This window comes from Ensifer meliloti, from assembly GCF_030064585.1.
Taxonomy (GTDB): Bacteria; Pseudomonadota; Alphaproteobacteria; order Rhizobiales; family Rhizobiaceae; genus Sinorhizobium; species Sinorhizobium meliloti.
Genome location: NZ_CP120365.1, coordinates 962,396 through 987,848, shown reverse-complemented (window position 1 = coordinate 987,848; position 25,453 = coordinate 962,396). Strand labels below are relative to the sequence as shown.

The 25,453-nt window shown below is 61.6% G+C and carries 28 protein-coding genes and 1 tRNA gene; 12 read left to right on the top strand and 17 right to left on the bottom strand.

What is annotated here, in order from left to right; translation table 11 throughout:
- Window positions 1–14 precede the first annotated feature (14 nt).
- Entirely contained in the window at window positions 15–209 is a 195-nt protein-coding gene (locus PZL22_RS11905) for a hypothetical protein (protein ID WP_003537108.1), read from the bottom strand.
- Window positions 210–434: 225 nt separating this feature from the next.
- Between PZL22_RS11905 and ftsZ the strand changes: the two genes are divergently transcribed.
- Window positions 435–1,475: a cell division protein FtsZ gene (gene ftsZ / locus PZL22_RS11900; protein ID WP_003537106.1), complete on the top strand. Its 1,041-nt coding sequence runs from the start codon at window positions 435–437 to the stop codon at window positions 1,473–1,475.
- Window positions 1,476–1,640: 165 nt separating this feature from the next.
- Here the strand turns inward: ftsZ and PZL22_RS11895 are convergent, their stop codons facing one another.
- From PZL22_RS11895 to PZL22_RS11885, 3 genes are all read right to left on the bottom strand, one after another.
- On the bottom strand, window positions 1,641–2,804 hold the full coding sequence (locus PZL22_RS11895; RefSeq protein WP_003537933.1) for an IS4-like element ISRm16 family transposase: 1,164 nt from the start codon (window positions 2,802–2,804) through the stop codon (window positions 1,641–1,643).
- Window positions 2,805–3,073: 269 nt separating this feature from the next.
- Complete coding sequence (locus PZL22_RS11890; protein WP_027989375.1) at window positions 3,074–4,843, bottom strand: adenylate/guanylate cyclase domain-containing protein; 1,770 nt, start codon at window positions 4,841–4,843, stop codon at window positions 3,074–3,076.
- Window positions 4,844–5,027: 184 nt separating this feature from the next.
- Window positions 5,028–6,356 (bottom strand): PQQ-dependent sugar dehydrogenase, encoded by a 1,329-nt coding sequence (locus PZL22_RS11885; RefSeq protein ID WP_003529986.1) that lies wholly within the window; start codon window positions 6,354–6,356, stop codon window positions 5,028–5,030.
- A gap of 275 nt (window positions 6,357–6,631) precedes the next feature.
- On the opposite strand from PZL22_RS11885, the gene PZL22_RS11880 reads away from it, so the two are divergent.
- The 9 genes from PZL22_RS11880 (at window position 6,632) to PZL22_RS11840 (ending at window position 16,650) form a co-directional block, all read left to right on the top strand.
- Window positions 6,632–7,771, top strand: a complete 1,140-nt coding sequence (locus tag PZL22_RS11880) for a TRAP transporter substrate-binding protein (protein ID WP_003529988.1) — start codon at window positions 6,632–6,634, stop codon at window positions 7,769–7,771.
- 40 nt (window positions 7,772–7,811) lie between these two features.
- Window positions 7,812–8,513: a TRAP transporter small permease subunit gene (locus tag PZL22_RS11875; protein ID WP_003529993.1), complete on the top strand. Its 702-nt coding sequence runs from the start codon at window positions 7,812–7,814 to the stop codon at window positions 8,511–8,513.
- A complete protein-coding gene (locus tag PZL22_RS11870; protein ID WP_003529994.1) occupies window positions 8,510–10,249 on the top strand; it encodes a TRAP transporter large permease in 1,740 nt (579 codons plus the stop codon). Before PZL22_RS11875 ends, PZL22_RS11870 begins: the two co-directional genes overlap by 4 nt.
- Before the next feature lie 532 nt (window positions 10,250–10,781).
- Window positions 10,782–12,116, top strand: a complete 1,335-nt coding sequence (locus PZL22_RS11865; protein ID WP_003529996.1) for a TadE/TadG family type IV pilus assembly protein — start codon at window positions 10,782–10,784, stop codon at window positions 12,114–12,116.
- Between the two features lie 783 nt (window positions 12,117–12,899).
- Window positions 12,900–13,343: an NlpC/P60 family protein gene (locus tag PZL22_RS11860; RefSeq protein ID WP_003529999.1), complete on the top strand. Its 444-nt coding sequence runs from the start codon at window positions 12,900–12,902 to the stop codon at window positions 13,341–13,343.
- Window positions 13,344–13,493: 150 nt separating this feature from the next.
- Entirely contained in the window at window positions 13,494–14,600 is a 1,107-nt protein-coding gene (locus PZL22_RS11855) for an endonuclease/exonuclease/phosphatase family protein (RefSeq protein WP_003530001.1), read from the top strand.
- Between the two features lie 2 nt (window positions 14,601–14,602).
- Window positions 14,603–15,352 (top strand): NUDIX hydrolase, encoded by a 750-nt coding sequence (locus tag PZL22_RS11850; RefSeq protein ID WP_010969660.1) that lies wholly within the window; start codon window positions 14,603–14,605, stop codon window positions 15,350–15,352.
- A gap of 176 nt (window positions 15,353–15,528) precedes the next feature.
- Complete coding sequence (locus PZL22_RS11845; RefSeq protein ID WP_284718678.1) at window positions 15,529–16,446, top strand: PhzF family protein; 918 nt, start codon at window positions 15,529–15,531, stop codon at window positions 16,444–16,446.
- A gap of 128 nt (window positions 16,447–16,574) precedes the next feature.
- Window positions 16,575–16,650, top strand: a tRNA-Lys gene (locus tag PZL22_RS11840).
- 87 nt (window positions 16,651–16,737) lie between these two features.
- Here PZL22_RS11840 and PZL22_RS11835 read toward each other — a convergent pair.
- Genes PZL22_RS11835 through PZL22_RS11820 form a run of 5 tightly spaced genes read right to left on the bottom strand, consistent with a single transcriptional unit; the run spans window position 16,738 to window position 19,306 of the window.
- Window positions 16,738–17,922, bottom strand: coding sequence for a site-specific integrase (locus PZL22_RS11835; RefSeq protein WP_284718677.1), 1,185 nt, complete (start codon window positions 17,920–17,922; stop codon window positions 16,738–16,740).
- Entirely contained in the window at window positions 17,909–18,142 is a 234-nt protein-coding gene (locus PZL22_RS31415) for a hypothetical protein (protein WP_017267204.1), read from the bottom strand. The genes PZL22_RS11835 and PZL22_RS31415 overlap by 14 nt, the downstream gene beginning before the upstream one ends.
- A 47-nt stretch (window positions 18,143–18,189) precedes the next feature.
- Window positions 18,190–18,381 carry a hypothetical protein gene (locus PZL22_RS11830; RefSeq protein WP_284718676.1) on the bottom strand — a complete coding sequence of 64 codons (192 nt, stop codon included), beginning with the start codon at window positions 18,379–18,381 and terminating at the stop codon, window positions 18,190–18,192.
- Window positions 18,378–18,890 carry a DUF1643 domain-containing protein gene (locus PZL22_RS11825; protein WP_284718675.1) on the bottom strand — a complete coding sequence of 171 codons (513 nt, stop codon included), beginning with the start codon at window positions 18,888–18,890 and terminating at the stop codon, window positions 18,378–18,380. Before PZL22_RS11825 ends, PZL22_RS11830 begins: the two co-directional genes overlap by 4 nt.
- Window positions 18,887–19,306 (bottom strand): DUF968 domain-containing protein, encoded by a 420-nt coding sequence (locus PZL22_RS11820; RefSeq protein ID WP_284718674.1) that lies wholly within the window; start codon window positions 19,304–19,306, stop codon window positions 18,887–18,889. The genes PZL22_RS11825 and PZL22_RS11820 overlap by 4 nt, the downstream gene beginning before the upstream one ends.
- Before the next feature lie 74 nt (window positions 19,307–19,380).
- Here PZL22_RS11820 and PZL22_RS11815 point away from each other — a divergent pair, with 74 nt between their 5' ends.
- Complete coding sequence (locus tag PZL22_RS11815; protein WP_284718673.1) at window positions 19,381–19,638, top strand: hypothetical protein; 258 nt, start codon at window positions 19,381–19,383, stop codon at window positions 19,636–19,638.
- 5 nt (window positions 19,639–19,643) lie between these two features.
- Here PZL22_RS11815 and PZL22_RS11810 read toward each other — a convergent pair whose 3' ends face one another.
- Genes PZL22_RS11810 through PZL22_RS11785 form a run of 6 tightly spaced genes read right to left on the bottom strand, consistent with a single transcriptional unit; the run spans window position 19,644 to window position 22,386 of the window.
- Entirely contained in the window at window positions 19,644–20,165 is a 522-nt protein-coding gene (locus PZL22_RS11810; RefSeq protein ID WP_015007784.1) for a hypothetical protein, read from the bottom strand.
- 1 nt (window position 20,166) lies between these two features.
- Window positions 20,167–21,129 (bottom strand): phage recombination protein Bet, encoded by a 963-nt coding sequence (bet, locus tag PZL22_RS11805; RefSeq protein WP_284718672.1) that lies wholly within the window; start codon window positions 21,127–21,129, stop codon window positions 20,167–20,169.
- Between the two features lie 3 nt (window positions 21,130–21,132).
- On the bottom strand, window positions 21,133–21,660 hold the full coding sequence (locus tag PZL22_RS11800) for a siphovirus Gp157 family protein (RefSeq protein ID WP_015007782.1): 528 nt from the start codon (window positions 21,658–21,660) through the stop codon (window positions 21,133–21,135).
- Window positions 21,660–21,896, bottom strand: a complete 237-nt coding sequence (locus tag PZL22_RS11795) for a hypothetical protein (RefSeq protein ID WP_015007781.1) — start codon at window positions 21,894–21,896, stop codon at window positions 21,660–21,662. The genes PZL22_RS11800 and PZL22_RS11795 overlap by 1 nt, the downstream gene beginning before the upstream one ends.
- Complete coding sequence (locus PZL22_RS11790; protein WP_015007780.1) at window positions 21,896–22,156, bottom strand: hypothetical protein; 261 nt, start codon at window positions 22,154–22,156, stop codon at window positions 21,896–21,898. The genes PZL22_RS11795 and PZL22_RS11790 overlap by 1 nt, the downstream gene beginning before the upstream one ends.
- Entirely contained in the window at window positions 22,153–22,386 is a 234-nt protein-coding gene (locus PZL22_RS11785) for a hypothetical protein (RefSeq protein ID WP_015007779.1), read from the bottom strand. Before PZL22_RS11785 ends, PZL22_RS11790 begins: the two co-directional genes overlap by 4 nt.
- Before the next feature lie 249 nt (window positions 22,387–22,635).
- On the opposite strand from PZL22_RS11785, the gene PZL22_RS11780 reads away from it, so the two are divergent.
- Complete coding sequence (locus tag PZL22_RS11780; protein WP_088199523.1) at window positions 22,636–23,382, top strand: DUF5131 family protein; 747 nt, start codon at window positions 22,636–22,638, stop codon at window positions 23,380–23,382.
- On the opposite strand, the gene PZL22_RS11775 is transcribed toward PZL22_RS11780, so the two are convergent.
- Both PZL22_RS11775 and PZL22_RS11770 read right to left on the bottom strand, forming a co-directional pair.
- Window positions 23,372–24,238 (bottom strand): three-Cys-motif partner protein TcmP, encoded by an 867-nt coding sequence (locus tag PZL22_RS11775; protein WP_088199607.1) that lies wholly within the window; start codon window positions 24,236–24,238, stop codon window positions 23,372–23,374. The two genes, PZL22_RS11780 and PZL22_RS11775, sit on opposite strands and share 11 nt — an antisense overlap.
- Before the next feature lie 397 nt (window positions 24,239–24,635).
- Window positions 24,636–25,352: a S24 family peptidase gene (locus tag PZL22_RS11770; protein ID WP_041169327.1), complete on the bottom strand. Its 717-nt coding sequence runs from the start codon at window positions 25,350–25,352 to the stop codon at window positions 24,636–24,638.
- Window positions 25,353–25,453 lie beyond the last annotated feature (101 nt).

Here is a 25,453-nt window from a genome sequence, read left to right as displayed (position 1 = left end):
AAAGGACGACCTCTTTACTTTTTCGGCTTCTGCTTCGAGGCGGCGCTGCGGCCGTCGGAGCTTTTCGAACGTTCGTCGAACCGCTCGGCGCCTTTCCTAAGGTCGGACCCCTTTTGTGCTTCTGTCTTTTTCTCTTCCTTGGCGGCGCTTTTGCGCAGGCCGGTGGCGGATTGCTTGCCCTTTGCCGTCGGGGCTTGTTCGATACCCATGGCAGCCATTCCTCCTTGAGCGAAACCCAGATTGAACGTGCTCAGATATTTCTTTGTTCCTCTGCCGGTGAAGGTAGTTGTGGACTGCCTTGATTTTGTCGCTCTTGCCTTCTCTGTGGCTTTTTTGAATTCCTAGAATGAAAGCGCCTGATTCGCGCCGCACCGCATACGATCTCCGTGTTCCGAGTTTTCGGGCGGCCGGGGAACTGCCCAAGGAGAAGAACCATGACGGAATACAAGAAGCCGATCATCACCGAGATGCGCCCGAAGATCACGGTCATCGGCGTCGGCGGCGGCGGCGGCAACGCGATCAACAACATGATCGCCGAAAACCTGCAGGGCGTCGATTTCATCGCCGCAAACACGGACGCGCAGGCGCTGGCGACGTCCAAGGCGGAGCGGCGGATCCAACTGGGCGCTGCCATCACCGAGGGTCTCGGCGCCGGTTCGGTGCCCGACATCGGCAATGCGGCGGCCCAGGAATCGATCGACGAGATCATGGATCACCTCGGCGGCACGCATATGTGCTTCGTCACGGCAGGCATGGGCGGCGGTACCGGTACGGGAGCGGCGCCGGTGATCGCGGAAGCGGCGCGGCGGGCCGGCATCCTGACGGTTGCGGTCGTCACCAAGCCCTTCAGCTTCGAGGGACAGCGGCGCATGCAGACGGCGGAGCTCGGCGTCGAGCGGCTGCGGGAGAGCGCAGACACGGTCATCGTCATCCCCAACCAGAACCTCTTTCGCATCGCCGATGCCAAGACGACCTTCGCCGACGCATTCATGATTGCCGACCGGGTCCTCTATTCGGGCGTCAGCTGCATCACCGACCTGATCGTCAAGGAGGGACTGATGAATCTCGACTTCGCCGACGTCAAGACGGTGATGAAGGGCATGGGCCGGGCGATGATGGGCACGGGCGAAGCGACCGGCGAGAACCGCGCGATGCTGGCGGCGGAAGCGGCGATCGCCAACCCGCTGCTCGACGAAGTCTCCATGCGCGGTGCCAAGGGCGTGCTCGTGTCGATCTCCGGTGGCATGGACATGACGCTTTTCGAGGTGGACGAGGCGGCGACCCGCATCCGCGAGGAAGTTTACGACGAGGCCGACATCGTCGTCGGCGCGATCTTCGACCGGAGCCTGGACGGCACTTTCCGCGTGTCCGTCGTCGCGACCGGCCTCGACAGCAACCGCAGCGCCCAGCCGACGGCGCCGGAGGCCATAAATGGCCAGACGGCGGCCGCCGTTCCTTCGCGCACGCTGCAGTAGGATAGCGGATACGGCGGATGCCCCCGTACGGGGGAGATGTCACGAAAGTGACAAACGGGTGCGAGTTTTCAGGAAACACAACACTACTGCAGTTTGCCCCTCTCCTCGGGTTAAACCCGAGGACTAGCCCTCTCCCCGCAAGCGGCAGGGCTGTCCGGGGAAAATTCATGCATAGCGGAAGACCATTTGGTTTGGGATGGTCCGGGGTTTTGGTCGGCTTGGATTGACCTGCGGCGGCTTGTGGATTTCGGCGATGCTTTTGCGCTGGAACAGGCACTGGGTGACGAGGTCGGTGAAGCGCAGGATCGGTAGAGGGACGCGGGCGAGGCGGGCGGCGATGCGCAACAGTGCATAGGCGATCATCGCCGCGAAGATCTGCAGGCGGATGGCGTTGTCGTTGTTGCCGAGGAACTTGCGGATCTTGAGGTGCTGTTTGATCCAGCGGAACAGAAGCTCGATCTGCCAGCGATCCTTATAGAGCTGGCCGATCTCGACGGCGGAGCGCTCGAGGTCGTTGGTCAGAAGCGTGATCGTATCGCCGTCCTGGCGCTTGACGATTACCCGGCGCAAGCCGATCGGCAGCTTGGAATCGCCCTTGCTGGCGAGGCTGACCTGGCTGTCTTCGAGGACCAGGAAGCCATCGCCTTGAGGTTGCTCAACGGGGCGTTCAGCGACCAGAGCCAGTCCCATGTTGGTCTTCGGCCGGGTGACGAAACTGGCGCCGGCTTCGGCGATCGCCGTCCACCAGCCGTAATGGCAGTAGCCCTTGTCGAAGACATAGGTTGCGCCCTTTTCGATGGTGATCGTGCGGCCGATCTGGGCGTCGTTGACGTTGGCGTCGGTGATGTCGAGGATGCCTGGACAATCGGCCTTGGGATCATAGACGACATGCAGCTTCATGCCGCGGATGCGGCCGTTCGACTTGGCCCAATCGTACAGCTTACCCAGCGGGATCGGGGTCGAATCGATCAGCCGCAGCATCTTGGTGCCCTCCCGGCGCGTCTGCCGGTCGAGCTGACCGGCCAGAAGCGCGAAGGTCTCGGCGAAGACGGCGACCGGGCGGCGGCGGTTGGCGTCCGACAGCGTCGAGCGCATCAGCCGGCCACTGCCGAGATGGTAATGATGCTGACTGTTGGCGTTGAAGCTCGCCTCCAACCCGCGCAGGCTGGTCGTGGCGCTCAACTGGGCATAGATCAGTGCCACCAGATGATCCCAGCTGGTAAAGCACTTGTCGTAGGCATCCCCGGCATGACGATCCACAATCGCCTGAAAGCTGCGGCGATCAATCGCTTTCAGCAGCTGGGCGAAAATGCTAGGGGTGAACCGCATGCTCCGTCTCCTTTTCTGAGTCTCGACAACCAGAAAATAGACGGAAAAACGCCGTCTGACGGGGCATGCGCCTGCGACATTTCGATTCACCCGGAACTTTCCCCGGACAGCCCTGCGCAAGCGGGGAGAGGGGACGTGCCTGATCGGGCACATCCCATTCCAAGCAATCTGGCGGAGGCAACAGAGCGCTGCGAGTCCCTTCGCCCCGCTTGCGGGGAGAAGGTGCCGGCAGGCGGATGAGGGGCGGGCCTTTCGGCAGCAGCTGGATATCAGTCAGGCAGGCCGGCGCGGTGCAGATCGCGGACGAAACGATCGATGAAATCTTCCGGCATGACCGGCACGCTGCCGAAGTAGAATTCGGCGCGGGCGGTTTTCACGGTCATGTCCGGCCGCCGGCGAAGAAGGTTCGCCACGGCTGAACCGGCTTCGTCGGACCGCTCCATGGCACCGAGGGAGGCTGCCAGGACCATTGCCGGCCAGAAGGTGGCGTTCTCTTGGCGAAGGGAGGCGCGAGCCGCTTCGGCGGCTTGCGCGAAGCGACCCGACTGATAGTGGGCGATGGCCACCATGTTGTAGAACGTCCACAGATGCGGATCGCGGGGGCTCAGCCGGAAGGCTTCGTTGATCGCGGCAATGCCTTCCTCCGGACGGCAGACATAGCAAAGCGCTTGCCCGAGGGCGAAGTGGCCCTGGGCGAAGCTTGCATCGAGCCTCAGCGCATTGCGCAGGTGGTCTATGCCGCGCTGCGGCTGGCCGCCGAGCGCCCGTGCCCGGCCGAGCGCAAGATGGGCAGCCGGCTCACGGTCGTCGAGCGCAATTGCGCGTTCCGCGAGCGCCGTCGCGTCGGCGATCCGCTCGGCCCGCTCGTCCAGGGGGCCATACCAGCCGAGCTGTATATGGACATAGGCAAGCCGCGCATGGGCCTGGGCAAAGGCGGGCTCGAGATCGATCGCCCCCTCGAAGAGCGCTTTGGATATCCTCAGATTCTCCAGATCGAACTTGTAAAGGTGCCATAGCCCCTTCAGATAAATGTTCCAGGCATCCATGTCCGTCGCGGTGTGGCCGCGCAGCGCAGCGAATTCGATGAAGCCGAGTTCCGGCTCCACGGTGCCGGTGATCTGCCCCGCGATCTCGTCCTGGAGCACGAAAACATCGTCCAGCATGCGGTCGTAGCGTTCTGCCCAGAGCAGCATGCCGGTCTCGCCGCTCAGCAATTGCGCCGTGATGCGGATGCGGTTCGCCGCGCGACGTATGCTGCCCTCGATCACGTATTTGACACCCAGGTCTTCCGCCACCCTCCTTACGTCGGCTGCCTTCCCTTTGAAGGTGAAGGAGGAGTTGCGGGCGACGACGCGCAGCCACCGGCATCGGGCGAGCGTGGCGATCAGTTCCTCGGTAAAGCCGTCGGAGAAATGTTCCTGTTCTTCGACGCTCGAAAGATTGACGAAGGGCAGGACGGCGATCGAGGGACGCTTCTTACCGGGCAGGGGATCGGTTTGCGCCGGCGCCGGCGGCTCTTCGCCTGCCGCGCCGCCCGGCTGCCAGCGCCAGGCGCGCAGCGGACCGGGAAGATCGGCAAATGTCCTGCAGCCGATTTCGGTCAAGGGGAAATCCACCTTCAAGCCGATCTGGTCATAGACCTGCTGCGACACGCAGACGCCCCCGGGCGGCGCCATCTCCTGCAGGTGCTCGGCAACGGCAATGCCTTCGCCATGGATATCGCCATCGTCAGCGACGATGTCACCGAGATGGACGCCGATGCGCAATTCCAGACGCTCCGCTTCGGCGCCTCCGGCGTGGTCATGCATCGTTCGCTGGATCGCGACCGCGCAGGCGACCGCGTCGAGAACGCTTGCGAATTCCGCAAGCGTGCCGTCTCCCGCCTGCTTGACTATCCTTCCGCCATGGGCCGCGACCAAAGGCAGAATGAAGGCATCACGGCACCGTTTGACCGCCCGGTACGTGCCCGCTTCATCCAGTCCCATCAGCCGGCTATAGCCGACGACGTCCGCGTCCATGATCGCTGCCAGCCGCCTCATGCCGTCCGTCTCCCGGCGATGTCGTGAGCGAAAAACCGATCGGTTGAACATGTGTGAGCGGTAATTCGTGCGTAGTTTCCGGTCCGCTCCAAAGTGCCGCGGACGCCATGAAAAGTCGCATTGCGATCGCCTCGAGTGGGAGAGTAGCAATGGGGAAGCGGCAAGTCTATCGGGGCGAAAACCGCTATCTTCGGCTGACGCGCCAGATGACATTGCCGACATCGTCGGCGACGAGCAGGGCGCCCCGCCTGTCGATCGCAACGCCAACCGGCCGGCCCATCGCCTTGCCGTCCCGACCGACAAAGCCGGCGAGGACGTCTCGCGGCCGGCCGTTCGGCTTGCCGTTGGCGAAGGGCACGAAGATCACCTTGTAGCCGCTGTGCACGCTGCGGTTCCAGGAGCCGTGCTGGCCTACGAAGGCGCCGTTGGCATAGGCGCGCCCGAGCGATGCGCCTTCGGAGAATGTCAGCCCCAGCGAAGCGGTGTGCGAACCAAGAGCGTAGTCGGGTTTTACCGCCTTCGCTACGAGATCCGGGCGCGGCGGCTTGACGCGCGCATCGACGTTCTGACCGAAGTAGCTGTAGGGCCAGCCATAGAAGGCGCCGTCCCTGACGGAGGTCATGTAGTCCGGCACGAGATCGTCGCCGAGCTCGTCCCGCTCGTTGACGGCGACCCAGAGCTCGCCGCTTTCCGGGTTCCAGGACAGACCGTTGGGATTGCGCAGGCCCGAAGCGAAGACCCGGGTGCGGCGGCTTGCCTTGTCCACCTCCAGGACGGCGGCGCGATATTTTTCCGCAGCCATGCCGTTTTCCCCGACATTGCTGTTGGAGCCGACGGTGACATAGAGCTTTCGTCCGTCCGGGCTCGCGATCACGTCTTTCGTCCAGTGATGATTGAGATTTCCCGCCGGCAGATCGATGATCTTTTCCGGCGTGCCCAGGCGCGTCTGGCCGCGGGAATAGGGGAACGCGACGAGCGCGTCGGTATTGGCGACATAGAGCTTGCCCTCTGAGAGCGTCATGCCGAAGGGCGCGTTGAGACCTTCGGCGAAGGTCCTGCGAAGATCGGCGATACCGTCGCCGTCGGTATCGCGCAGGAGCGTGATCCGGTTGGCGCTTGTCGCCGCGGCGCCCGCTCGCTTCATCGCCAGCTTCATGAATGCCTTCTTGAGGCTGAAGCCTTCGTCGTGCTTGGCCGGTGCATTGGTTTCGGCCACGAGCACGTCACCGTTCGGCAGCACATGCAGCCAGCGCGGGTGATCGAGGCCCGCAGCAAAGGCGTTCACCTTCAGCCCTTTTGCCGGCGTCGGCGTGGCGCCTTCCTGCCAGCCTTTTGCGTCGGCGATGTTGACGGTCGGGATCACCGTAGGGTTGGGCTTCGGCAAGGTCGGATTCGGGCCATAGCCGACAACGCCCGTCGTACGGGCCGCTTTTTGCGCCGAAACGCCGGCGCAGCCCGCCATAAGCGCACCGGCCATGGTGATGACGATCAGGTTTCGCGGAACGGTAGTCATCCCTATGCCCTCCGGAAGAGATCGGCTGTTCTCGCAGTGAGACGGAACGCCGTGTCATACTATTCCCTTCCGCATCCGATCGGCAGCGTTCTCGGCTCGTTCCCTGCAATCTTTGCGAGGGGCCGCATTCGGGAGTATTCTCTCCTGCAGCAAGAAAAAAACGGGGCGCAGCGCGTCTCCAGACGATGCTTGTGCCTCTTCAGCGATTGTGAATGCCGCGAAAAAATCCGCTCCCAGAAGGGGAGGGAGTTCGCGCGCAGCCTTGGGAGGAAAACATGAAACACAGAGCCGAAAGCGGGGGGACATCGCGCCGCAAATTTCTGCGCGGCGCTGCAGCGGCCGGGGCGGCCATGGCTGCAGCGCCAAGCATCGTGAGGGCACAAGGGCCGGTCAGCATGCGCTGGCAAAGCACCTGGCCGTCCAAGGACATCTTTCACGAGTTCGCCCTCGACTTCGCAAAGAAGGTCAACGACATGACCGGTGGCGACCTCAAGATCGAGGTGCTTCCGGCCGGTGCCGTCGTGCCGGCATTCGGACTGCTCGATGCGGTTTCCGAAGGAACGCTCGATGGCGGCCACGGCGTGATGGTCTATCACTACGGCAAGCAGACTGCACTGGCGCTGTGGGGATCGGGGCCCGGCTTCGCCATGGATGCCAACATGATGCTGGCCTGGCACAAATATGGCGGCGGCAGGGACCTGCTCGCCAAGCTCTACGAGTCGATCGGCGCCAATGTCGTGTCGTTTCCCTACGGGCCCATGCCGACACAGCCGCTGGGCTGGTTCAAGAAACCGGTCGCCAAGGCCGAGGATCTGCAGGGACTGAAGTTCCGCACCGTCGGTATCTCGATCGATGTGTTCACCGGGCTTGGTGCGGCAGTCAACGCTCTTCCGGGCGGCGAGATCGTCGCCGCACTCGACCGCGGCCTGCTCGATGCGGCGGAATTCAACAACGCCTCATCCGATCGCCTGCTCGGCTTTCCCGACGTCTCCAAGGTCTGCATGCTGCAGGGCTATCATCAGAATGCCGAGACATTCGAGATCCTGTTCAACAAAGGAAAGTTCGACGGCCTGCCGGACCAAATGAAGGCAATCATAAGCAATGCGGTGGACGCGGCGTCGGCGGACATGGCCTGGAAGGCGATCGACCGCTACTCCACGGATTATCGCGAGATGCAGACGGCCGATCAGGTCAAGTTCTACAAGACGCCCGAAGCGATCCTGAAGCGGCAACTCGAAGTCTATGACGAGGTGGTGAAGAAGAAATCTGCGGAAAATCCGGTGTTCAAGGAGGTTCTGCAGTCCCAGATCGCCTTTGCCGAACGCGCGACACGCTGGGAGCAGGATACCGTCGTCAACCGGCGGATGGCCTTCGACCACTATTTCGGGCGAGACGGGGTCGCCAAGTCGCTCTGACTTCATCCCGATCCCGCACATCACCGGCGCGGGGCCGGTGATGTGCGGTCAGGACCTGGCCATCCCGGGGGTGCGCGTGAACGTTCAGCATCTGCTCATGAGGATCGACGCCATCAGCGTCTGGACCGGCAAGGCGGCCGCGTGGCTGATCATCGGTCTGATGGTGCTGGTCTGCGGTGAAGTCTTCAAACGCTACATCCTGAACATGCCGACCGCATGGATATTCGATGCCAGCAACATGCTCTACGGCAGCCTCTTCATGCTGGCGGGCGCCTATGCGCTGGCGCAGAACGCGCATGTGCGCGGTGATTTCATCTACAGCTCGTTGAAGCCGCGCACGCAGGCGGCGCTCGACCTCATCCTTTACATCTTCTTCTTCCTGCCCGGCATCGCCGCCCTCATCTATGCAGGCTACGACTACGCCGCATTGTCATGGCGGATCGGCGAGCACTCGACAGTCACGGCTGAAGGGCCGCCGATCTACTACTTCAAGACGGTCATTCCGATCGCAGGCGCGCTCGTCATTCTTCAGGGACTGGCGGAGATCCTGCGCTGCATCGTCTGTCTCAGAACCGGGGCGTGGCCGGCGCGGCTTAAGGACGTCGAAGAGATCGACGTCGTAGCCGAGCAGCTTGCCCATAGCGAGCATCTGGACGAGGAAACGCGCGAGGCTGCCATCGAACGCGCGCAGGACATCGACAGGGCGGCCCGGCAGCGCGGCCTCGGAGGGGGAGAGCGGTGAGTGAACCATTCCTTGGCTTGACGATGCTGGGCCTCATCGTGGTCGTGATCATGATGGGATTTCCGACGGCCTTCACCCTCATGGGTCTCGGAATGCTGTTCGGTTTCTACGCCTTCTACAATCCGGTGGAACCCTGGATCGACAATCGCGTCTTCGATCTCATGGTCCAGCGCACCTACGGCGCCATGACCAATGACGTGCTGATCTCCATCCCGCTTTTCGTGCTGATGGGCTACGTGATGGAGCGGGGCGCGCTGGTCGACAAGATGTTCTACAGCATCCAGCTGTCATTCCGGCGCGTTCCGGCATCGCTCGCGGTGACGACGCTCATCGTCTGCACTTTCTGGGGCATAGCCAGCGGCCTTGTCGGCGCCGTGGTTGTGCTGATGGGGGTGATCGCCATGAACCCGATGCTGCGGGCCGGTTACGATGTGAAGCTTGCCTCGGGCGTCATCACCGCCGGAGGAACGCTGGGCATCCTGATTCCTCCTTCGGTGATGATCATCGTCTATGCGGCGGTGGCCGGCCAGTCGGTGGTCAAGCTCTATGCGGCGACGATGTTTCCCGGCTTCTTTCTGGCGCTCCTCTATCTCGCCTATGTCCTCGGCTGGGCGATGCTCAATCCGAAGATCGCGCCGCGGCTGCCGGAGGAACAGACGCGCGTACCGGTGCCGCCATGGATGAAGCATTTCGCAGAGGTCTATTCATCCAACATGCTCGCCGGTCTTCTCGTCGCTCTCGTTTCGCCGTCACGCGCGCTCGGGATCAAGGCGGGGGAGGGACGGCTCACCTATTGGAAACTCGTCAAGAACCTTGCTGCGGCGTTCGTTCCGCTTCTGCTGACGGCGTCCACGCTCGGTCTTCTCTGGTGGTATGTCGTCATTCATCAACAGGCCGCCGCGACCGAAGCGCCGGAGGGGCTGGAAGAGCTCGGCGCGCCGCTTGCGGATGCAGGGCCTGCGACGGCTGACGGCCCTGCGACGAGCTTCTACGTCTGGTTCGGCCTCGCCGCCGCGGTCGCCGTCTTCGCGCTCCTGCGCTACTATCGCAACATGACGGCCGAACGGCTGCAGGTGGTGAAGCTCCTCGTTTCCTCAGTCATGCCGCTCGCAATCCTGACGGTGGTGGTGCTCGGGGTGATCCTGTTCGGCATCACCACTGCGACGGAATCCGCCGCAGTCGGCGCGGCCGGTGCCTTCCTGCTGGCGCTCCAGGCGCGGACGCTTGACTGGCAGCGCACCAAGGAAGCGGTGTTCCTGACCGCCAAGACGACCGCCATGGTCTGCTGGCTGTTCGTCGGGTCGGCGCTTTTCTCCGCCGTTTTCGCGATCCTCGGTGGACAGGCGCTGGTGGAGCAATGGGTTCTCGCGCTGAACCTCACCCCGGTGCAGTTCATGATCCTGTCGCAGGCGATCATCTTCATTCTCGGCTGGCCGCTCGAGTGGACCGAGATCATCATCATCTTCGTGCCGATCTTCCTGCCGATGCTCCATCATTTCGACATCGACCCGATCCTCTGGGGCGTGCTCGTCTTCGTCAATTTGCAGGCTGCGTTCCTGTCGCCGCCGGTTGCGATGTCGGCCTACTATCTCAAGGGGGTGTCGCCGCCGCAGGTGACCCTCAACCAGATATTCGCGGGCATGATGCCTTACATGCTGATCGTCATTCTCTGCATGATCATGATGTATATCTGGCCGGGCATGACGCTCTGGCTGCCCGAATATCTCTACGGCTGACGCGCTTGCTGCGGCGGTGCAACGGCGCCGCCGATATGACGCGCGAATGTTCATCTGATACAGCGCCATACAAAAACAGGGCCCGCCGTCAGCGAGCGGGTCCTGGTAGATTGCGGCGAAAACTTCAATCTCTCTATATTCCCGGCGGCAATATCACGCCCGGGTGCCAAACGCACCGGGCATATCCATCACTCTCCGCCCGGGGGCCGCCGCGAGCTCGACCGGGTACATCCTCGCAATCGGAGTTCACCCTGAAGCGAGCTCCGATCTAAATTGCTACTGAAATCATTTCCCTGATTGCACCGCTATTTTTGACGAGATCGGTGGCCTTGGTCCAGTAACTTTTCAGGGCGATTTGTTACGAACTACGACCGATTCTTGCGCAAGAGGCGGCTTGAAGAGCGTTACACCCCGGGCGCCTCCGGGAATCCCGCCTTTTGTAAAGATTTCATAAAAGCCGAACGTGTTTCGTAACGGTCTCAAAATTAGTTAATGCTTATGTGTTGCGGTGGGGCTGCTGAGAGGGAAGGCTATGAGGGCCGCGACGTTCCGCCTGCATTTGAGAAGGCTGGTGCGCGACAGGGACGGCAACTTCGCCGTTCTTGGCGCGATCGCATTCGTTCCGATCATCGGCGCGGCTGCGCTGGCGATCGACTTCGCCGGGGCTTACTTCGAGGCGGAGAAAATCCAGAGCGCCCTCGATGCGGCCGCGCTCGGCTCGGTCCGGGCCTATGGCGAGGGTGCCACCGAGGACGACGCCTACGACGCGGCGCAAAAGTTCTTCTGGAGCAATTATGCGTTGCCGCAGGAGAGCGTCGTCGACGCGCTGGCCGTCGCCACGGAACCGTCCACGCAGGCATTGTCCGTAAAATTCACGCGCAATGTGAATGAAGATACCGCTACCGCAGAGTTCGTGCTGGACCACAAGCCGCTCTTCCTCGAGCGCCTCCCGCTGCAGATCCGGCGCCTGGCGGTTGCGGCACGCGCGTCCGGGGCCGAGGCCTGCATTCTTGCTCTTCATCACACGGCAGACCGGGCATTCGAGGTCAGCGGCAGCGCGATTGCCGATCTGACGGGATGCGCGGTCCTTTCGAACTCCGGTGACGATCAGTCGGTCTATATCGGCGGCTCAGGCAAGCTCAAGGCCGAATGTCTTTACGCAGCGGGCGGCATCTACAGCTCGCCGCAGGCGGTACAGCTCGCCTGCGAGGCCGCCGTGGAAGGGTCGCCGCGCATACCCGATCCGTTTGCGAGCAAGGCGCTCCCCAAACCTTCGGGCTGGACGGATCTTTCCGGCTGCGGCCAGGCCTTCGTCGCCGGAGGCGGCGGCAACGGCGATTGCAACGGCACCGGAAAGACACCCAAAAATGCCGACGGCTATGTGGTGACGCTGAAACCCGGCACCTATGGCGGCCTGGATCTGAAAGGAGCCGTCGCACTCCAGCCGGGCAATTACATCATCGATGGTGGCCGGCTCGAACTCGGCAGCCAGACGGTCGTCAGCGGCCAGGGCGTGACCTTCTTTCTGATGAACGATGCGGAGCTCAGGATCAACGGAGGCGCCACCTTCAATATCTCGCCCTCGCTCGAGGGCAGTTGGGCCGGCTTCTCGATCGTTGCAGAGCACGGCAACACCGCATCAGCCGTCATCAACGGCAACAGCAAATCCTCGCTGACGGGAATCGTCTATTTCCCCGACGCCGGCGAACTCCAATATGCCGGCAATGGCACGACCAGCGGTGAGTGCATCAGATTGATCGCACAGGAAATCACGCTGATCGGCAACAGTACCTTCAAGATGGATTGCAGCAAGGAGCTTGCAAATACCCACTTCAATTATCCGGGCGCTATTCGCTTGGTGCGCTGACTCCGATGCATCGATGCCAGCCCGCCATGCGAGTCCGGCAGGCGGGATTACGGGCAAACAACCACCCATCGACCGGCAAAAACGCGCCATTCCTGGGTCACAGTAGCGAATCGGCGAAGAAATTTGCGCCATTTGCGCAAGAGAAGCGGTCCTTGCCACAATTTCGCTTCACCTAACCGGCAAGTTTTCGCCTGCTAACCACCGGCTGGCAGGGGAATTTCGAACTCTCGCAAAGCGACCGCCATAAGGTTGGGGGCACGGCCATTGCAATTCGCGGGCCGGCTGCAACACCGGGCTGAAAATCCATATTCGATTTTCGGGGGCCGGCCATGTGCAGCCTCAAAGCGCTAGAGAGTCCTTCGTGCTTTGTGACGAAGGCGTGGTGCAGCCTTGACGGCTGTCGACACGGTACTGCTTACGGGCGGACCGTGCAGCGATTCAGGCATGCGGGCTTGGAGCCTTTAACGGGCGCTGGGCGCGGACGTTTGCTGCACGCCTCGTTCAAGGACGCTCTAGCCCTTTGATTCCGGAGCATTCTTCATCCGCGATCGGGACGCATTCCCGAATGCGGAGCGGCTCGGCGCGTGCATATGCGCGTCTGCGGAAGGGGCGAACTTCTTGCGATGGACGGGAAACGAAGAGGCAGGCGAAGGCCGGCATGACGCCGTCCGCGCCGGCTGCATGTCGCCGGATCGCAGTCGATCCGGAAACATGCAGCAAAACCAGGTGCTACGGCGACTTTTGCGTCTGATTGAACCGTAGCGCTGTGAGGGAGACCAACTCATGAAGGTTGTCGCGCTTCTGACTGCAGCATTTCTTGCGCTTACGTCACCCGACACCGCATCAGCGGGAATGCTGACCCAGGCGCAGCAATATGCCGGGCTGCACGAGGTGAAAAACAACAGGCGCCTGCGCGCCGCTCTCGGCATCAATCCGGCCCGTACGCCATGGTGCGGCCATTTCATGGGAATGGTTGCCCGGAAGTCCGGCCGGCAGCCACCGAAGAGCTATGGCATCGCCCGCTCGTGGCTGAGGTTCGGTGCTCCCGTCAAGCTGTCCTACGCACGCCCCGGCGACGTCGTCGTCGTCAGAGCCGGACGGAGCTATCACGTCGGCGTCCTGTCGCAGATGTCGAAATCGACCGCACGTCTTATCGGCGGGAACCAGTCGGGCCGCGTGCAATTGTCTTATTTCAGCCGGGCCCAGGTGGTGGCGGTAAGAAGATAGCGGCCAAGGCCGCGCACGGGTTCATCGCAACTTTCACTCTCTGGCGGACGGCTACGCCCCGGAGGGACCGCGCGCGGCACAATCTGCAGCTTTACACTCTTGCTCGTCCCGCTCTAATCTCCGCGGCAATTCAATGTGGAATTGCCCCTGATGTCGCTTCGCCTTGCCACCTTCAATATCGAAAACCTCATGAGCCGTTTCGATTTCTCCGGCTTTCGCAATCAGCTCAAGCAGGATCGGGTGTTGCGGCTCTTCGACGTTCGCAGCGAGGCGGAATACCAACGTCTGGAAGAGGCGCGCACGATCGCGCACACGGATGACACCCGGCAGATGTCGGCGCTGGCGATTGCCGATTGCGACGCCGATATTCTCTGCCTGCAGGAGGCCGACAACATGGCGGCGCTGCAGGCCTTCGAGTATGGCTATCTGTTCCGCATGGCCGGCAACGGCTATCGCCAGAAATACCTGGTCGAGGGCAACGACTCCCGCGGCATAGATGTCGCCGTGCTGATGCGGGAGGAGACCCGTGACGGCCAGAAGATCGAGTGCCTGGAGGTCAAGAGCCACGCTGCGCTCACCTATGAGGATCTCGACCTTTTCAACGATGAGCTGGCACTTACGAACCGGCCCCGCGACCGCATCTTCAAACGCGATTGCCTCGAAGTGGACGTGCGAATCGGCGGGCGGCCGCTGACCCTCTATGTCGTGCATCTCAAGTCCATGGGGCCGGCGCGCGAGGGTCTCGACGGCCGCCAGGCGACGATGGCCGTGCGTATCGCGGAGGTGAAGGCCGTGCGCCATATCATCGAACGCCGCTTCGGCCGTGGACATACGGCCGACAAAGTCTTCGCGATCTGTGGCGACATGAACGATTATCAGGAGAAGGTGAAGGTGCTGGGCGACCGGCGCAACGGCTATGAATTCTTGCCGCATGAGGAGACGACCAGCGCGCTCGACGTCCTCAGCCACGACGGTTTTGTCGAAAATCCCAATCTGCGCCGGCCGGTCCTCGACCGATGGACGCTCTTCCACAGCAGGGGGCCGGAAGATCGGCATCTCTGCCAGCTCGACTATATCTGGCTGTCGCCGGAGCTGGCGCGCCGCAACGCGGCCCGGCTGCCTGAAATCATCCGTGCCGGACAGCCCTATCGCACGATCTTTCCCGCGGGGCAGGAGGTCGAGCGTTATCCGCGCACCGGCTGGGACCGGCCGAAGGCCTCCGACCACTGCCCTGTCGTGATGACCCTGGACATTTGAAGATGACCTTGCCCGAAACCGACCAGGCGCAATGGCCTCTCGACGGGACGATCTTTCCGGTCGCTGAAATCGATATAGAGGTCTCGCCCGAGCCTCACCCGTTCCATCTGGCAGAGGCGGAGCGGGCGCGCGAAAGCTGGGGGCGGGAAATCGCCGCGAACCCACACCTATTCGACGGCAGGATGGTACTGCAGAGATCGGTCCGGATCACAGACGGGCGCATCAGCGCGCGTGCCCATATCGTTCCCTATTCGACCTTTCTCTGGTGGCGGAAAACGAGGGCGGCGGGCGCGAGCCATATCTTTGGCATGCCGATGCTCGTCTCTTCGGACGGTGCCTTGATCGCTATCCGCATGGGTGCGCATACGGCCAATCCGGGGCGGGTCTACAGCCCAGGCGGTTCGCTGGAGCCTGAGGACATCATCGACGGGCGCTGCGACGTCGCCCGCAACATCGCGCGCGAGGTCATGGAGGAAACCGGCATCTCGCTTTCCGAGGCGATCGCAGAACCGGGCTGGCACGCCATCCGCATGGATGGCACCCTTACCGTTTTCCGCGTTTTCCGTTTGGCGGCCACGGCGGAGGAAATCCTTGCGCGGGTGGCGGCGCATGTCGCTGCCGATCCCCATCCCGAGATCGACGAGGCGGTGGCGATCCGCGGGCCGGAGCCGGCCGCACATAATTATCCGGAGTTCATTCCACCCATACTCGAATGGCTTTTTGCGCGTGTCCGCGGGCAACAGACGGCGTGAAGGAACGCTGCCGCGGCATTTTGCCTTGCCGCCGGGGCGCTGGCGTTGCAAGGTCGCGAGCGGTGCGGCACCGCAGAGTTTTGCACCCGACGTCGCGGCGTCGGCAGAGGGGATCTTCGTAACACCGCGCTACCCGAACCTAACCCACAGCGACCCGGACCAATAAGGGGACATGTATGGCACGGCGTTACGCGATCTACGATGTCTTTACCGAGAGGCGGCTGGCGGGCAATCCTCTTGCCGTGGTGTTCGAGGCCGAGGGGCTTGCCGAGGAAGCCATGCAGGCTATCGCCCAGGAGTTCAACCTTTCCGAAACGGTCTTCATCCTGCGGCCCGGCAACGCCGCCCATTCCGCCCGCCTCCGGATATTCACGCCGGCACACGAACTGCCCTTCGCCGGGCACCCGACGGTCGGAGCGGCCGTAGCAATTGCGGAAGCGGCCTACGGGGAGGCCAACAGTGCGCTCGAACTGATGCAGGTGCTGGAGGAAAGCGTGGGGCCGGTCCGCGCTGCCGTCAGGCTGAAGCCGGGAGCGGCGACCTTCGCCGAATTCGACCTGCCGCGCAAACCGATCCGGCTCCACGCGCAGTTGGACCGGCAGGAGATCGCCGACGCGCTTGCGCTCAAGACGACGCAGGTCGGCTTTGAAAATCATGTGCCGTCGTTCTGGAGCGCCGGCGTTCCCTTCGTCATGATACCCCTTCGCGACGTCGGCGCGGCGGCTTCGGTGGAATTCGATCCGCAGCGCTGGGAGCACTTGGCACCGCTTGCCGAAGGCCGGCTCGCGGCAGCCTATCTCTACTGTCGCGGCGGCATCAACCATACAGCCCGCTTTCATGCCCGGATGTTCGCCCCGGGCATGGGCCTCGCCGAGGACCCGGCGACCGGCTCGGCCGTGGCCGCTCTTTCCGGCGCCATCAACTTCTTCGACGGCCTGGTCGACGGCCATCATCCGATGCTGATCGAGCAGGGCGTGGAAATGGGCCGCCCTTCCTTCATTCATCTGCATCTGGACATAGCGGAGGGCAAGATCGCGGGCGCGCGGATAGGCGGCCTTGCCGTAAAAGTTGCCGAAGGGGAGCTGGCGGTCTGAAGTGGCGGCACGAAGGACGCACGAATGCACTGCGCTGAAATTTTTGCAGAAAACTTGCAAAGGGCGCTGGACAAGCCCGGCGAACGCCATTATACGCCCCACCAGACCGCTGCGAAGCGGTTCCGGTCGGGTGATTAGCTCAGTTGGTAGAGCAGCTGACTCTTAATCAGCGGGTCCACGGTTCGAGCCCGTGATCACCCACCAAAAACCTCTTGAAATCATTGTAGAATTTCAGAGTTGTCCGGGATTTCCCGACAGCTGGTTTCCAAGAAATTGGAAACGGTTTCCAATTCACGTTCCGTTCTTGTTCCTGAAAGCGGCCGGCTCGATCTCGCTCCAGCGTGCTTCCATGAGCTTCATCGCGTCCTTCGCCAGGCTCCTCAAAGCCACCTCTCGGCCGTAGTGCTGCACCATCTGCGCGGACATGTTGCAGATCGCTCCGACCTGGTTCTCGGTGCAGCCAACCTCCAGCAGATTGATTACAGCGTTCTTGCGCAGACCGTGGAAGACGATGCGGTTTTCCCGGAACGGCTTGAACGCTTCTTTCGCCATGAGCTTCTGCCATTCGGTCCGGAAACCGTCGGCGCTCTTGTATGACGTGGCGCGAGCGCCGGCGTGCAGCATCACGCTGTCGGACGTCGGCACGCGATCGATCCATTTCCGATAGGCGAAGTGGATCGGAATCCAAACGGTGTTCCCTGTCTTCTGCGCACGAACGGCGATCGTGTTCTCTCCGGCCTTCGGCTTCGTCATAGCCAGCACGTCGCCCTGGCGCTGCCCGGTGAAGAATGCCGACATGGCGATCATCTGCATATGGAACGGTGCGTGTTCCAGCAGGATCTCAAAAGCCCAGTTCGGCCACGGCACCCACGGTTCTCCGCCAGGTATCTTTTCCGTCATCTCCACGACGTTGGTCTTGCAATAGCCGCGGGAGGCGCCCCACGCCATCAGGCGGGACAGGAAGGCTCGGAACTGGTTTGCTTTCGCCGGCGTCTCCCCGAGGGCGTCTATCGCGTCCTGCGCGTCGACCGTCGTCAAGTCGACGGGAAGGTCGTCTCCCCATGTCTCCTTGATGATGTCGCCAGAGGTTCGGTAGCCGCGCTGGGTGGAAGCCGCCAGCTTGGTCCAGAAGGGGTTGGTCTCGCTCTGGAAGGCTTCGACGAGCGCCTTGAAGTCCTTGATGCCCTGGCGGCCGCGGCGAATGAATGCTTCGTGCGCCTTCGTGGCCTCGGGCCAAAACTCTTTGCTCTTCAGGTCCGGTAGCCGCTTGCCGTCAAGGAGGAAGCCCTTCTCATCGCGCGCCATGGCTTCGCAGATCGACAGGCGTTCGGAGAACTCCTTCTCAAGCGGTTCCGGAAGGGCGATCGACGGCCACGCCTCCTTGGTGTTCCGGAACCTGGTGTAGAAGGTGTAGACGGTTTGCGAACCATTGGCGCGTCGCTTGATGACGCGGTGCACGTGCTTAGGCAGTTCCACCGTTCCGCTTTTCCCTGATCTTTTCACGGAACTTCGCTCCCAATCCTGAGGACATCGTCGATGTGCCGAGGTTCATCGCCCGGTCCAGATCCTCACGATACCAGAACTTCCGTCGCGTGCTGTCAACGATGCGCGGGTTTGGATAGGTTGTTCCGACGCGCTCGAGGAAATCCTCGACATGCTTTTCCCCGCAATACCCGGCAGCCATGTCAGCCGACATGCGAGGCGGCCAGCTGCCGGGGGGAACAAGGGATTGGCGACGTTCTCTCATCTTTCGCCTCTCTTCGCCGCTTCCTGCTCATTTGCGATTGCCATCCCGACCGCGAGCAGGATTTCGATATGGGTCATCGGACGCGGCGGGCCGGCGATTGCCTCTGCTGCCGTTCGGATGTGCTCGGGTAGTGCGTACCATTCGCGCGTGGCGGGGGTGGCGTTGGTGAGGTCTCGTATAACTGTCATGGCGCAAAATACGATTTAGGTTGGATATCGGCAGGGAGGTACAGCGGATGACCTGGCTGGCCGTCTGCTGTGACTTTCAGCGCGACGAGGTCGAAGAATTCGAGCCGTTCGGCGACCTGGCGACCGCGGTCATGAAGAGCTCCGTGTGTCCCCCACGCGCAAACGATCTTACGGGCGCTCTTTGCAATCGCAAGAATGTGCTGATCGTTGTCGGGCCCGATCGGGTCCGGATGGTTGTACAGAGCCTTCGGATCGGTGGAGCGAAGCGCAAAGAGGTTGCCAACGATCACGCCGCCGAAGCCCCAAGCCTTCGCGAAGCCGATGCAGCGGCGAATTGTCGGGTCATCTTGGCTGGCATCAGCCGTGGATGGGTTCAGCATGAGGAAGGCGACCTTTGGCTTATTGCCGTCCCATTGCCGCTCAAGGCGGTAACGGTAGGCGCCGCATTCAGAGATGACAGCCGAGGACTTCGTCTCGGTTGCGAACATGTCGAGCGTATCGGTGCTCATACCTCGTCCCTCGACCGGAGCGCGCCGGCGTCAGCCAGCGTCTGATTGATGATAGCAGTTGCGAATGGCGCCGCATCCTCGCCCATATCGGACCAGAGGCCGTGAATGGTGAGCGCCAGCACGTGTGGATTGATGCGCGCGGCGCGCCAGAAGCGCCCCTCGTTCATGCCGTGCTGGCGGCGGTGCTCGTCCGGGTGAAGCGGCAGAACCCAGCGGTCGGAAACTTTGCTGCCCTTGCCGCGGCCGTAGTGCCCGTACCGTGTCGCCGCGCAAGACAGGTGGGCGGCCTCGACGCCGTACCGACCGGAGACGCAGCAAGGCAGCTCGTGGATGAACGCCAGGTAATCCTTGTTCTTCGTCGGCTTCCGCTTTGGCGTCGGATCGGGGCGGACGGAATTGGCTATGCGGTAGGCCATCACGCTGTTTCCCAGTTTAGCGGAACCTAACTGAACGCTGTTGGTTGAAGCCGCGATACGAAAGGACTCCGATCATGAGTGATCCCAAAGACGGCAAACCCACCGAACAGCAGACGCCATCCCGACGGACGACTGTGCCACCGGAGATGGATTTCGAACCCGTTCCGTCGCCAGACCAAGCGAACAAATCTGGTAGCGAGGACTCCAACGTGCCGCCGGCGCGAAGCGGCCAGTCCGAAAAGCGGGAGAAGCCGACGGAAGCTGCTGGCGAGGACAACCCCGTTCATCACACCGGCCGGGTGCCGCCGAAGGTGACCAAGGATCAAGTCTGAGACGATCATGCTGCGGCTCCCGCATTTCGTTGCGTGGTGCCGCGCTCGACGCCGATCAGATCGTCGAGGAAGTCGAGAACGGCCGTCTTGCTCTCCTGAAAGTCCTGCTTGCCCATGGCCTTCATGGATTGGCTCTTGGCGACGTATCGCGTGACGGTCGCCTCCTTCACGTCGACGACAGAGAAGGCGTCGATCGGACGGATGAAAGCGGCGAGGCGCATCGCCTCGGCCTTCGTGCTGCAGACGATCGTATGAGCATCGCAGTAGCCGGTCCGGATCAGCGCATAGGCCCTGAGGTGCTCGGCGGACTCGGCGAAGGGCAGGCCGGAATACTGTTCCGGCAGATTGCGCCAGGCATCGTTCACGGCGGCGAAAAAGTGCCGGTGAGAATTCATGCTCCGGTCGTTGTGCTCGGCGAGGGTATAGAACTCGCCGACCACGTAACGCTTGTCGCATTCGCGGGCCCAATGCCGGTTCGCCGGCTGGAAGGCCTCGCCGTTCCACTGCAAGAGGACCGGGCCGCTCATGTCAGCCCGCCATCAGCGGATGGCTGCGGAGCTCGGCATCAGACGGGCCTTTTGCCGCCGGCCGCGCAATTGCGGCTTCAAGCCGCCTCTTCAGTTCGAGCGCATCGCCCGGATGCTTCGACCAGAACATTTTCAGCGGCTCGCGGTTGGCGTCCCGCCATTTCGCTATTTTTGCCGGCGGCTCCTTTTCGATGAACTCGCAAGCCCGGTCGAAGAATTCGCCGACGGGCACATTTTCAAGCGCCCAATTGTCGCCCCAGGTGATCGTGATGGAATTGGAGGCGCCGACGGCTTTGAGGCGGTTTTCCTCGCGCTCGTGCTCGACGATCTCGGACGCGGTCAGGTCGATGATCTTCGCCCGATCCATCTCCGCTTCGTCATAGAGGCCGGTGAACTGCTCGGGCCAGCCGGCGCGCAATGCCTGCATCTCGGCGCACTTGGCGATCATGAGCCGGGGCATCCGGCACCAGTTGCCGGAGTCATCCAGCGTCTGCTTGCCGGTCTTGTAGTTTTTGCCGGTCTTTTCGTTCTCCGCCCATTCATCTTTGATCGGGGCGAACTCCTCCCAATACGACTGGCCGGCGACCTCGTACCATTCGCCAGACTTTGGGTCCTGCTTCCAGAGATAGACGGTGGCGGATACGATGCCCTGGGGGTTGAGCGGGCTCTTGAGCGAGGCGTCGAGCTCATACGTGGCTGGCTTGCTCGCCGGCCGGTAGTCGCCGCAGCGCTGCGCAATGACGCGCTGGCCGTCGCGGCTGATGATGATCGTCATCCTCCGCTTGTTGGCGTTGTTCTTGGAGAAGACCATCGGAATGATCTGGCCGAGGAACGGATCGAGGCCCTTTGCCCGGGCAACCTCCATGAAGAGGTTGAACTCTTCGGCGTTGCAGTCTTTGGCGACGGTCTGCTGAACCAGCGCAATCTGGCGCGGCGACAGGTCGAATTTCGTGATCGCGTTCATGGATTACTTCCTCCGGACGGAAAGAGAGACGGAACCGTTGTCGAGGTTGGCGCCGGGCACTTGCTCGCCGGCTTTGATCGCGGCGGCTAAGGCCTTTTTGTCCAGCTTCGGCGCGGGGCGCTCTTGCTCGACGAAGAAGCGGGAAGGGATGTCCGCTTCGCTGTTGACGATCAGGCCGGGAGCTCGCTTCGTGAGCGACAGGGTGGCTGTCGGCAACTTCAGCGAGGTTTGATCGGTGGCGAGCATAGCCTGCTCGATCAAAGCCCGCACGCGCTCGGCGCGGCGCTCAATCGACTTGCGGCGGGTCTCGAATTCCTCTTCCTTGGCTTTCAAGCCGGTAATGAGGACGTCGCACTCGTCGATCTGCGCGAGGGCGGCTTCGATAGCCTCGAGGAGGTTGGTCTCGCCCTCGATGGCGTCAGCGACCAGTTCGGCGTCATCATCAACGCCTTGGTCGCGAAGGCTGGACAGAAGCGACTTCGCCGCCTCGGTCTGGCGATGAATGTTGAACTCAAGGTCGGGCATGGCCATCAGACATTCCTTTCGGCGACGATTGCTTTGTGCACCTGTTCCGTCCGCCAAAGGCCCGCGGCGAAAATGCCGAGGAGGAGGGCGATCAGGACCAGGCACATGGCGGTTGCGGTGGTGGCGCGGTTCAGGTTGGCGACCGCGTCCAGATCGATGTTGCGCGCTGGCGGGAGGGCGCAGCGGCCGCATTCGCAATAGCCCTGCGCAGGATCGCAGGCGTAGGAGACGGGGCGGGTCATCACGCCACCTTCCGTGCAGCCGCTGCCGCCTGCTCGCGGGAGTATTCGCTCACCTGCAGGTAACCGGCGATCATGTCCGCAAGGGCCTTCAGTTTCGCGGCGGAGAGCTTGATCACGAACACGTCGAAGTCGTTGTTGAAACGCTTCCAGGCAGTGTCGCCGCTCGGGCCGGGCGCAATAATGCCGGCCTTCTCAAGTTCCCACCTGCTGGTGTTCGAGAGGAAGAAAGCGAAGTCGCGAAGTTGCGCTGCGGTGATCACGCTGAGCTCCTCTGGACCGAGACGGCTTCGGAGAGGAAGAAATCGGGGAAGCTCGAATAGCGTTCGAAGCGCTCGACGGTCGTGCCGGGGAAGGCGCTTGCTTCCTCGTAGGCCTCGTCTTCCGACCGGAACTGCAGAGCGTCATCCGCTTCATAGGAGAAGAAGCCTTCGACCGTCAGGACGCGGCCCACCTCATCCTCAATCCTGTATCGCGTAACCATCGTGCCCATCGTTTCATCTCCCGGCGCGGCCGTGTGTCCACGGCGTCTCGCTGACGAAGGAGATATTCGCGACTATCGCAAAATAAGTCAACACATAAATTTGCGATTGTCGCTATTTCGCAAAATTGACTTGGCCCCCAGATTCTCCGCGTGGTAGATTTCGGCCTCAAGAATCGGCCTGAGAGAGACTGGCGGCGCGCAACCGATCTTTAACCAAATCGCAACTATCGCTTATCTCTGAAGGTCGGGGAGCGTCCTATGGCTGAAACATCAATCGAATGGACTGATGCAACGTGGAATCCGGTAGCCGGCTGCTCGATAATGAGTGCGGGGTGCACCAACTGCTACGCGATGCGTATGGCGGCGCGCCTTGAAGCCATGGGGCTCGAGAAGTACCGGGGCCTGACGCGCAAGAGCGGCGGTCGAGCGAAATGGACGGGCGACCTCTATCTCGACGAGAGCGCGCTTTCTGTGCCATCGACCTGGTCAAAGCCACGGAATGTATTCGTCAACTCGATGTCCGACCTATTTCACCCAGACGTACCGGTGGAGTTCATCCGAAAAGTGTGGCGAGCGATGGCCGAGACACGCCGCCACACATACCAGATCCTGACCAAACGGCCGGACCGGATGGCTAATATTCTGCGCGGCTTCGATGTTCTGCCGAATGTATGGCTGGGGACCAGCGTAGAGGATGGTCGCGTGACAGACCGGCTTGACGACCTGCGCAGAGTCCCTGCAGCAATCCGTTTCGTCTCGTTCGAGCCGTTGATAGGTTCCGTTGCCGCTGGGCGATTGAACGGCATCCATTGGGCTATCGTTGGGGGCGAGTCCGGCCCAAACGCGCGGCCGATGGATCCGCTGTGGATCGACGAGATCTTCGCAATGTGTACTGACGTCGGCGCGGCATTCTTCTTCAAGCAGTGGGGGGGTAAGAACAAGAAGGTGGCTGGGCGATCTTATCGCGGCCGTATTTGGGATGATGTTCCGGCGGCTACGCTTTGAGGATGCTATTTCCGATCTTAGTCGCCAAGCCGATGGCTTTTCCAGCGGGGTTAGAAATAGCTAGGAACAGTGAAAACATGGGTGCCCCATTAGCATTCTTGAGCCGCTTGGGGGGAAGGACGGCAGGGAACAGGCTCTTGAGGCGCTTACCAACGAAGCTCTCTATCGCCTCTACGTCAGCGACGCGCTGATAAACATCGTCATACTCGCCGAGAAGGTCTTCTTTCTTCGGCCTGTTGTACCAGGCTTCAATCCACTCGTCGGTTCCGAGCATCCTTGTGATCGCAACCCGCTTGCTGTCATCAAGCTTCTCCGGGTCGCGCGTTGCTTGGCGAAATAAGCCGGCCAAGGACACAAGGTACCAGACGTCGATCGCCTCCGTCTTGCGGATACGTTCGAGCGTTGTCCAGTTCACAGCCATGCCGTAAGGATCGAGGAACATCACCGCGCGCTTGCCAACCCACTTCATTGCTTGAATTTCCGCCTCGATAGCGGCATTGGCGTCGCCCCGGACGATATCAATGTTCCGGCCCGGATACTGCTCTTTCAAACGCTCCAGGGCAGAGCAGTAGCTTTTCTTCTTCTCCATGAAGACGATGCGGTCGAAGGCCGGTCTGATGTCTAACGCGATTTGAGCCGACCCTCGTCGACGCTCAATTTTTTCAGCTTGACCTGGCATTAGGTCGGCAGGAACAGCAGTCTGCTTGATGACGCGCTCGCCGGTACCCGCGAATGCGTCGATATACCAAAGCTCGGGGAATTGAGGGCGGAGAGCAGTCGTGAACGCCTTCAAATATGCTTCCACAAGAGACAGTTTCAGGTCGGTGGAGACATTGCCAAATTCATGATCGCTCAAAATCAGACCTCACATATTGCGCCGCCGGCAATCTTTCCCCTACCTGTTGTGGCAAGCGAAATATTTCCGAAAACCGACTCGACTCACGGCTGCATTCCTGCTGTTTTTATGAGAACAAAGACGGAACATCGCAGGAGACAGAAATGAGCCCTAACGCTCCCGTAGATCACCCCGACGCCTTGCGGCTCGTCGTTGAACTTGAGAGCGTGTACGTAGCTTGCGATGATTGCGGGCATTCCCGCATTCTCCGCCTCGATAACCTAATGAAAGCCGCGGAACTCGGTGTTCACAACTACATGCAGTTATGCCGAAAGATCCGCTGCAGCGAGTGCCCAAAGATGCCGCCGGCATTCCGCAATTTGACCGTCCGGCCAACATGGCGCTGCGACGAAGCGCTTCAAAGCATCGCATGAAACACAACTTTGTGGACGCTGAAAACTTTGTCCGTAGGAAACTCCAGATCGTGGCTTTCGCCTTTGCCGGGGTTGTACTGGTAGAGGCGAAGCACATCGGCGGATCTGGAAACGAACCGCTTGAGGTAGCTTGATATCTCATCGTCTTCCAGGATCTGCACTACGACATCGTCGCCCTGTCGGACCTTCTGATGAGGGTTCACCCACGCCGTCTCGCCGTGAAAGAAGCGTGGCTCGCCGGAGCGGCCGTCGACCTGCACGGCATACGCGCCCTCAACGCCCTCGAGGCCGGGCGGACAAAAAACCGTGGCGATATCCTGACCGTTCATAATGAACCGACCGTTGGCTCCGGCGGCAATGTGCCCTCGAAGCGGAATCGAAACATCGCCGGGGAATTGCTGCCAGCGCGGCGGGAAGCTGGCGTTTGGTATCGGCTTGGCCGTGGGGGCGGGGGGCAGATCCTCTAACCAACGCGTCATTTGTTCGAAGCCAGGCGGCAATTCCCTAAAGAATCTCGCCATCGCCTCTATCTCCTGGAGAGATATCTGACGGCGCTTCTTAGGATCGTCGCTGTGCAGTTCTTTTGATCGCGTGATCTTGTCGTTGGACATACCCGTAGCTTCGGCGAGTTTCGAAGCCACGCCGCGAGCCGCGAGTTTTTCTGCAAGCCATTGTTTCAGTTCATATTGTGGGTCACTCATGCGGCGATCTTCGCGGATTCCGCAAAAAACTCCATCGCGAAGATCGCAAATAAGTTATCGCGACCCCGTTGACAAGTTGTCGCGAAAATCGCAAATTTCGC

What these genes read in the sequence shown, in the direction of transcription:
- PZL22_RS11905 (WP_003537108.1), bottom strand. Translation starts at nt 209, where the DNA reads ATGGGTATCGAACAAGCCCCGACGGCAAAGGGCAAGCAATCCGCCACC.
- PZL22_RS31415 (WP_017267204.1), bottom strand. Translation starts at nt 18,142, where the DNA reads ATGTCGGCTGACATGGCTGCCGGGTATTGCGGGGAAAAGCATGTCGAG.
- PZL22_RS11880 (WP_003529988.1), top strand. Translation starts at nt 6,632, where the DNA reads ATGAAACACAGAGCCGAAAGCGGGGGGACATCGCGCCGCAAATTTCTG.
- PZL22_RS11855 (WP_003530001.1), top strand. Translation starts at nt 13,494, where the DNA reads ATGTCGCTTCGCCTTGCCACCTTCAATATCGAAAACCTCATGAGCCGT.
- PZL22_RS11820 (WP_284718674.1), bottom strand. Translation starts at nt 19,306, where the DNA reads ATGGCCTACCGCATAGCCAATTCCGTCCGCCCCGATCCGACGCCAAAG.
- PZL22_RS11825 (WP_284718675.1), bottom strand. Translation starts at nt 18,890, where the DNA reads ATGAGCACCGATACGCTCGACATGTTCGCAACCGAGACGAAGTCCTCG.
- PZL22_RS11830 (WP_284718676.1), bottom strand. Translation starts at nt 18,381, where the DNA reads ATGACAGTTATACGAGACCTCACCAACGCCACCCCCGCCACGCGCGAA.
- PZL22_RS11890 (WP_027989375.1), bottom strand. Translation starts at nt 4,843, where the DNA reads ATGAGGCGGCTGGCAGCGATCATGGACGCGGACGTCGTCGGCTATAGC.
- PZL22_RS11860 (WP_003529999.1), top strand. Translation starts at nt 12,900, where the DNA reads ATGAAGGTTGTCGCGCTTCTGACTGCAGCATTTCTTGCGCTTACGTCA.
- PZL22_RS11785 (WP_015007779.1), bottom strand. Translation starts at nt 22,386, where the DNA reads ATGGGCACGATGGTTACGCGATACAGGATTGAGGATGAGGTGGGCCGC.
- PZL22_RS11780 (WP_088199523.1), top strand. Translation starts at nt 22,636, where the DNA reads ATGGCTGAAACATCAATCGAATGGACTGATGCAACGTGGAATCCGGTA.
- PZL22_RS11895 (WP_003537933.1), bottom strand. Translation starts at nt 2,804, where the DNA reads ATGCGGTTCACCCCTAGCATTTTCGCCCAGCTGCTGAAAGCGATTGAT.
- PZL22_RS11875 (WP_003529993.1), top strand. Translation starts at nt 7,812, where the DNA reads ATGTGCGGTCAGGACCTGGCCATCCCGGGGGTGCGCGTGAACGTTCAG.
- PZL22_RS11800 (WP_015007782.1), bottom strand. Translation starts at nt 21,660, where the DNA reads ATGGCCATGCCCGACCTTGAGTTCAACATTCATCGCCAGACCGAGGCG.
- bet (WP_284718672.1), bottom strand. Translation starts at nt 21,129, where the DNA reads ATGAACGCGATCACGAAATTCGACCTGTCGCCGCGCCAGATTGCGCTG.
- PZL22_RS11795 (WP_015007781.1), bottom strand. Translation starts at nt 21,896, where the DNA reads ATGACCCGCCCCGTCTCCTACGCCTGCGATCCTGCGCAGGGCTATTGC.
- PZL22_RS11810 (WP_015007784.1), bottom strand. Translation starts at nt 20,165, where the DNA reads ATGAGCGGCCCGGTCCTCTTGCAGTGGAACGGCGAGGCCTTCCAGCCG.
- PZL22_RS11815 (WP_284718673.1), top strand. Translation starts at nt 19,381, where the DNA reads ATGAGTGATCCCAAAGACGGCAAACCCACCGAACAGCAGACGCCATCC.
- PZL22_RS11865 (WP_003529996.1), top strand. Translation starts at nt 10,782, where the DNA reads ATGAGGGCCGCGACGTTCCGCCTGCATTTGAGAAGGCTGGTGCGCGAC.
- PZL22_RS11850 (WP_010969660.1), top strand. Translation starts at nt 14,603, where the DNA reads ATGACCTTGCCCGAAACCGACCAGGCGCAATGGCCTCTCGACGGGACG.
- PZL22_RS11885 (WP_003529986.1), bottom strand. Translation starts at nt 6,356, where the DNA reads ATGACTACCGTTCCGCGAAACCTGATCGTCATCACCATGGCCGGTGCG.
- ftsZ (WP_003537106.1), top strand. Translation starts at nt 435, where the DNA reads ATGACGGAATACAAGAAGCCGATCATCACCGAGATGCGCCCGAAGATC.
- PZL22_RS11845 (WP_284718678.1), top strand. Translation starts at nt 15,529, where the DNA reads ATGGCACGGCGTTACGCGATCTACGATGTCTTTACCGAGAGGCGGCTG.
- PZL22_RS11770 (WP_041169327.1), bottom strand. Translation starts at nt 25,352, where the DNA reads ATGAGTGACCCACAATATGAACTGAAACAATGGCTTGCAGAAAAACTC.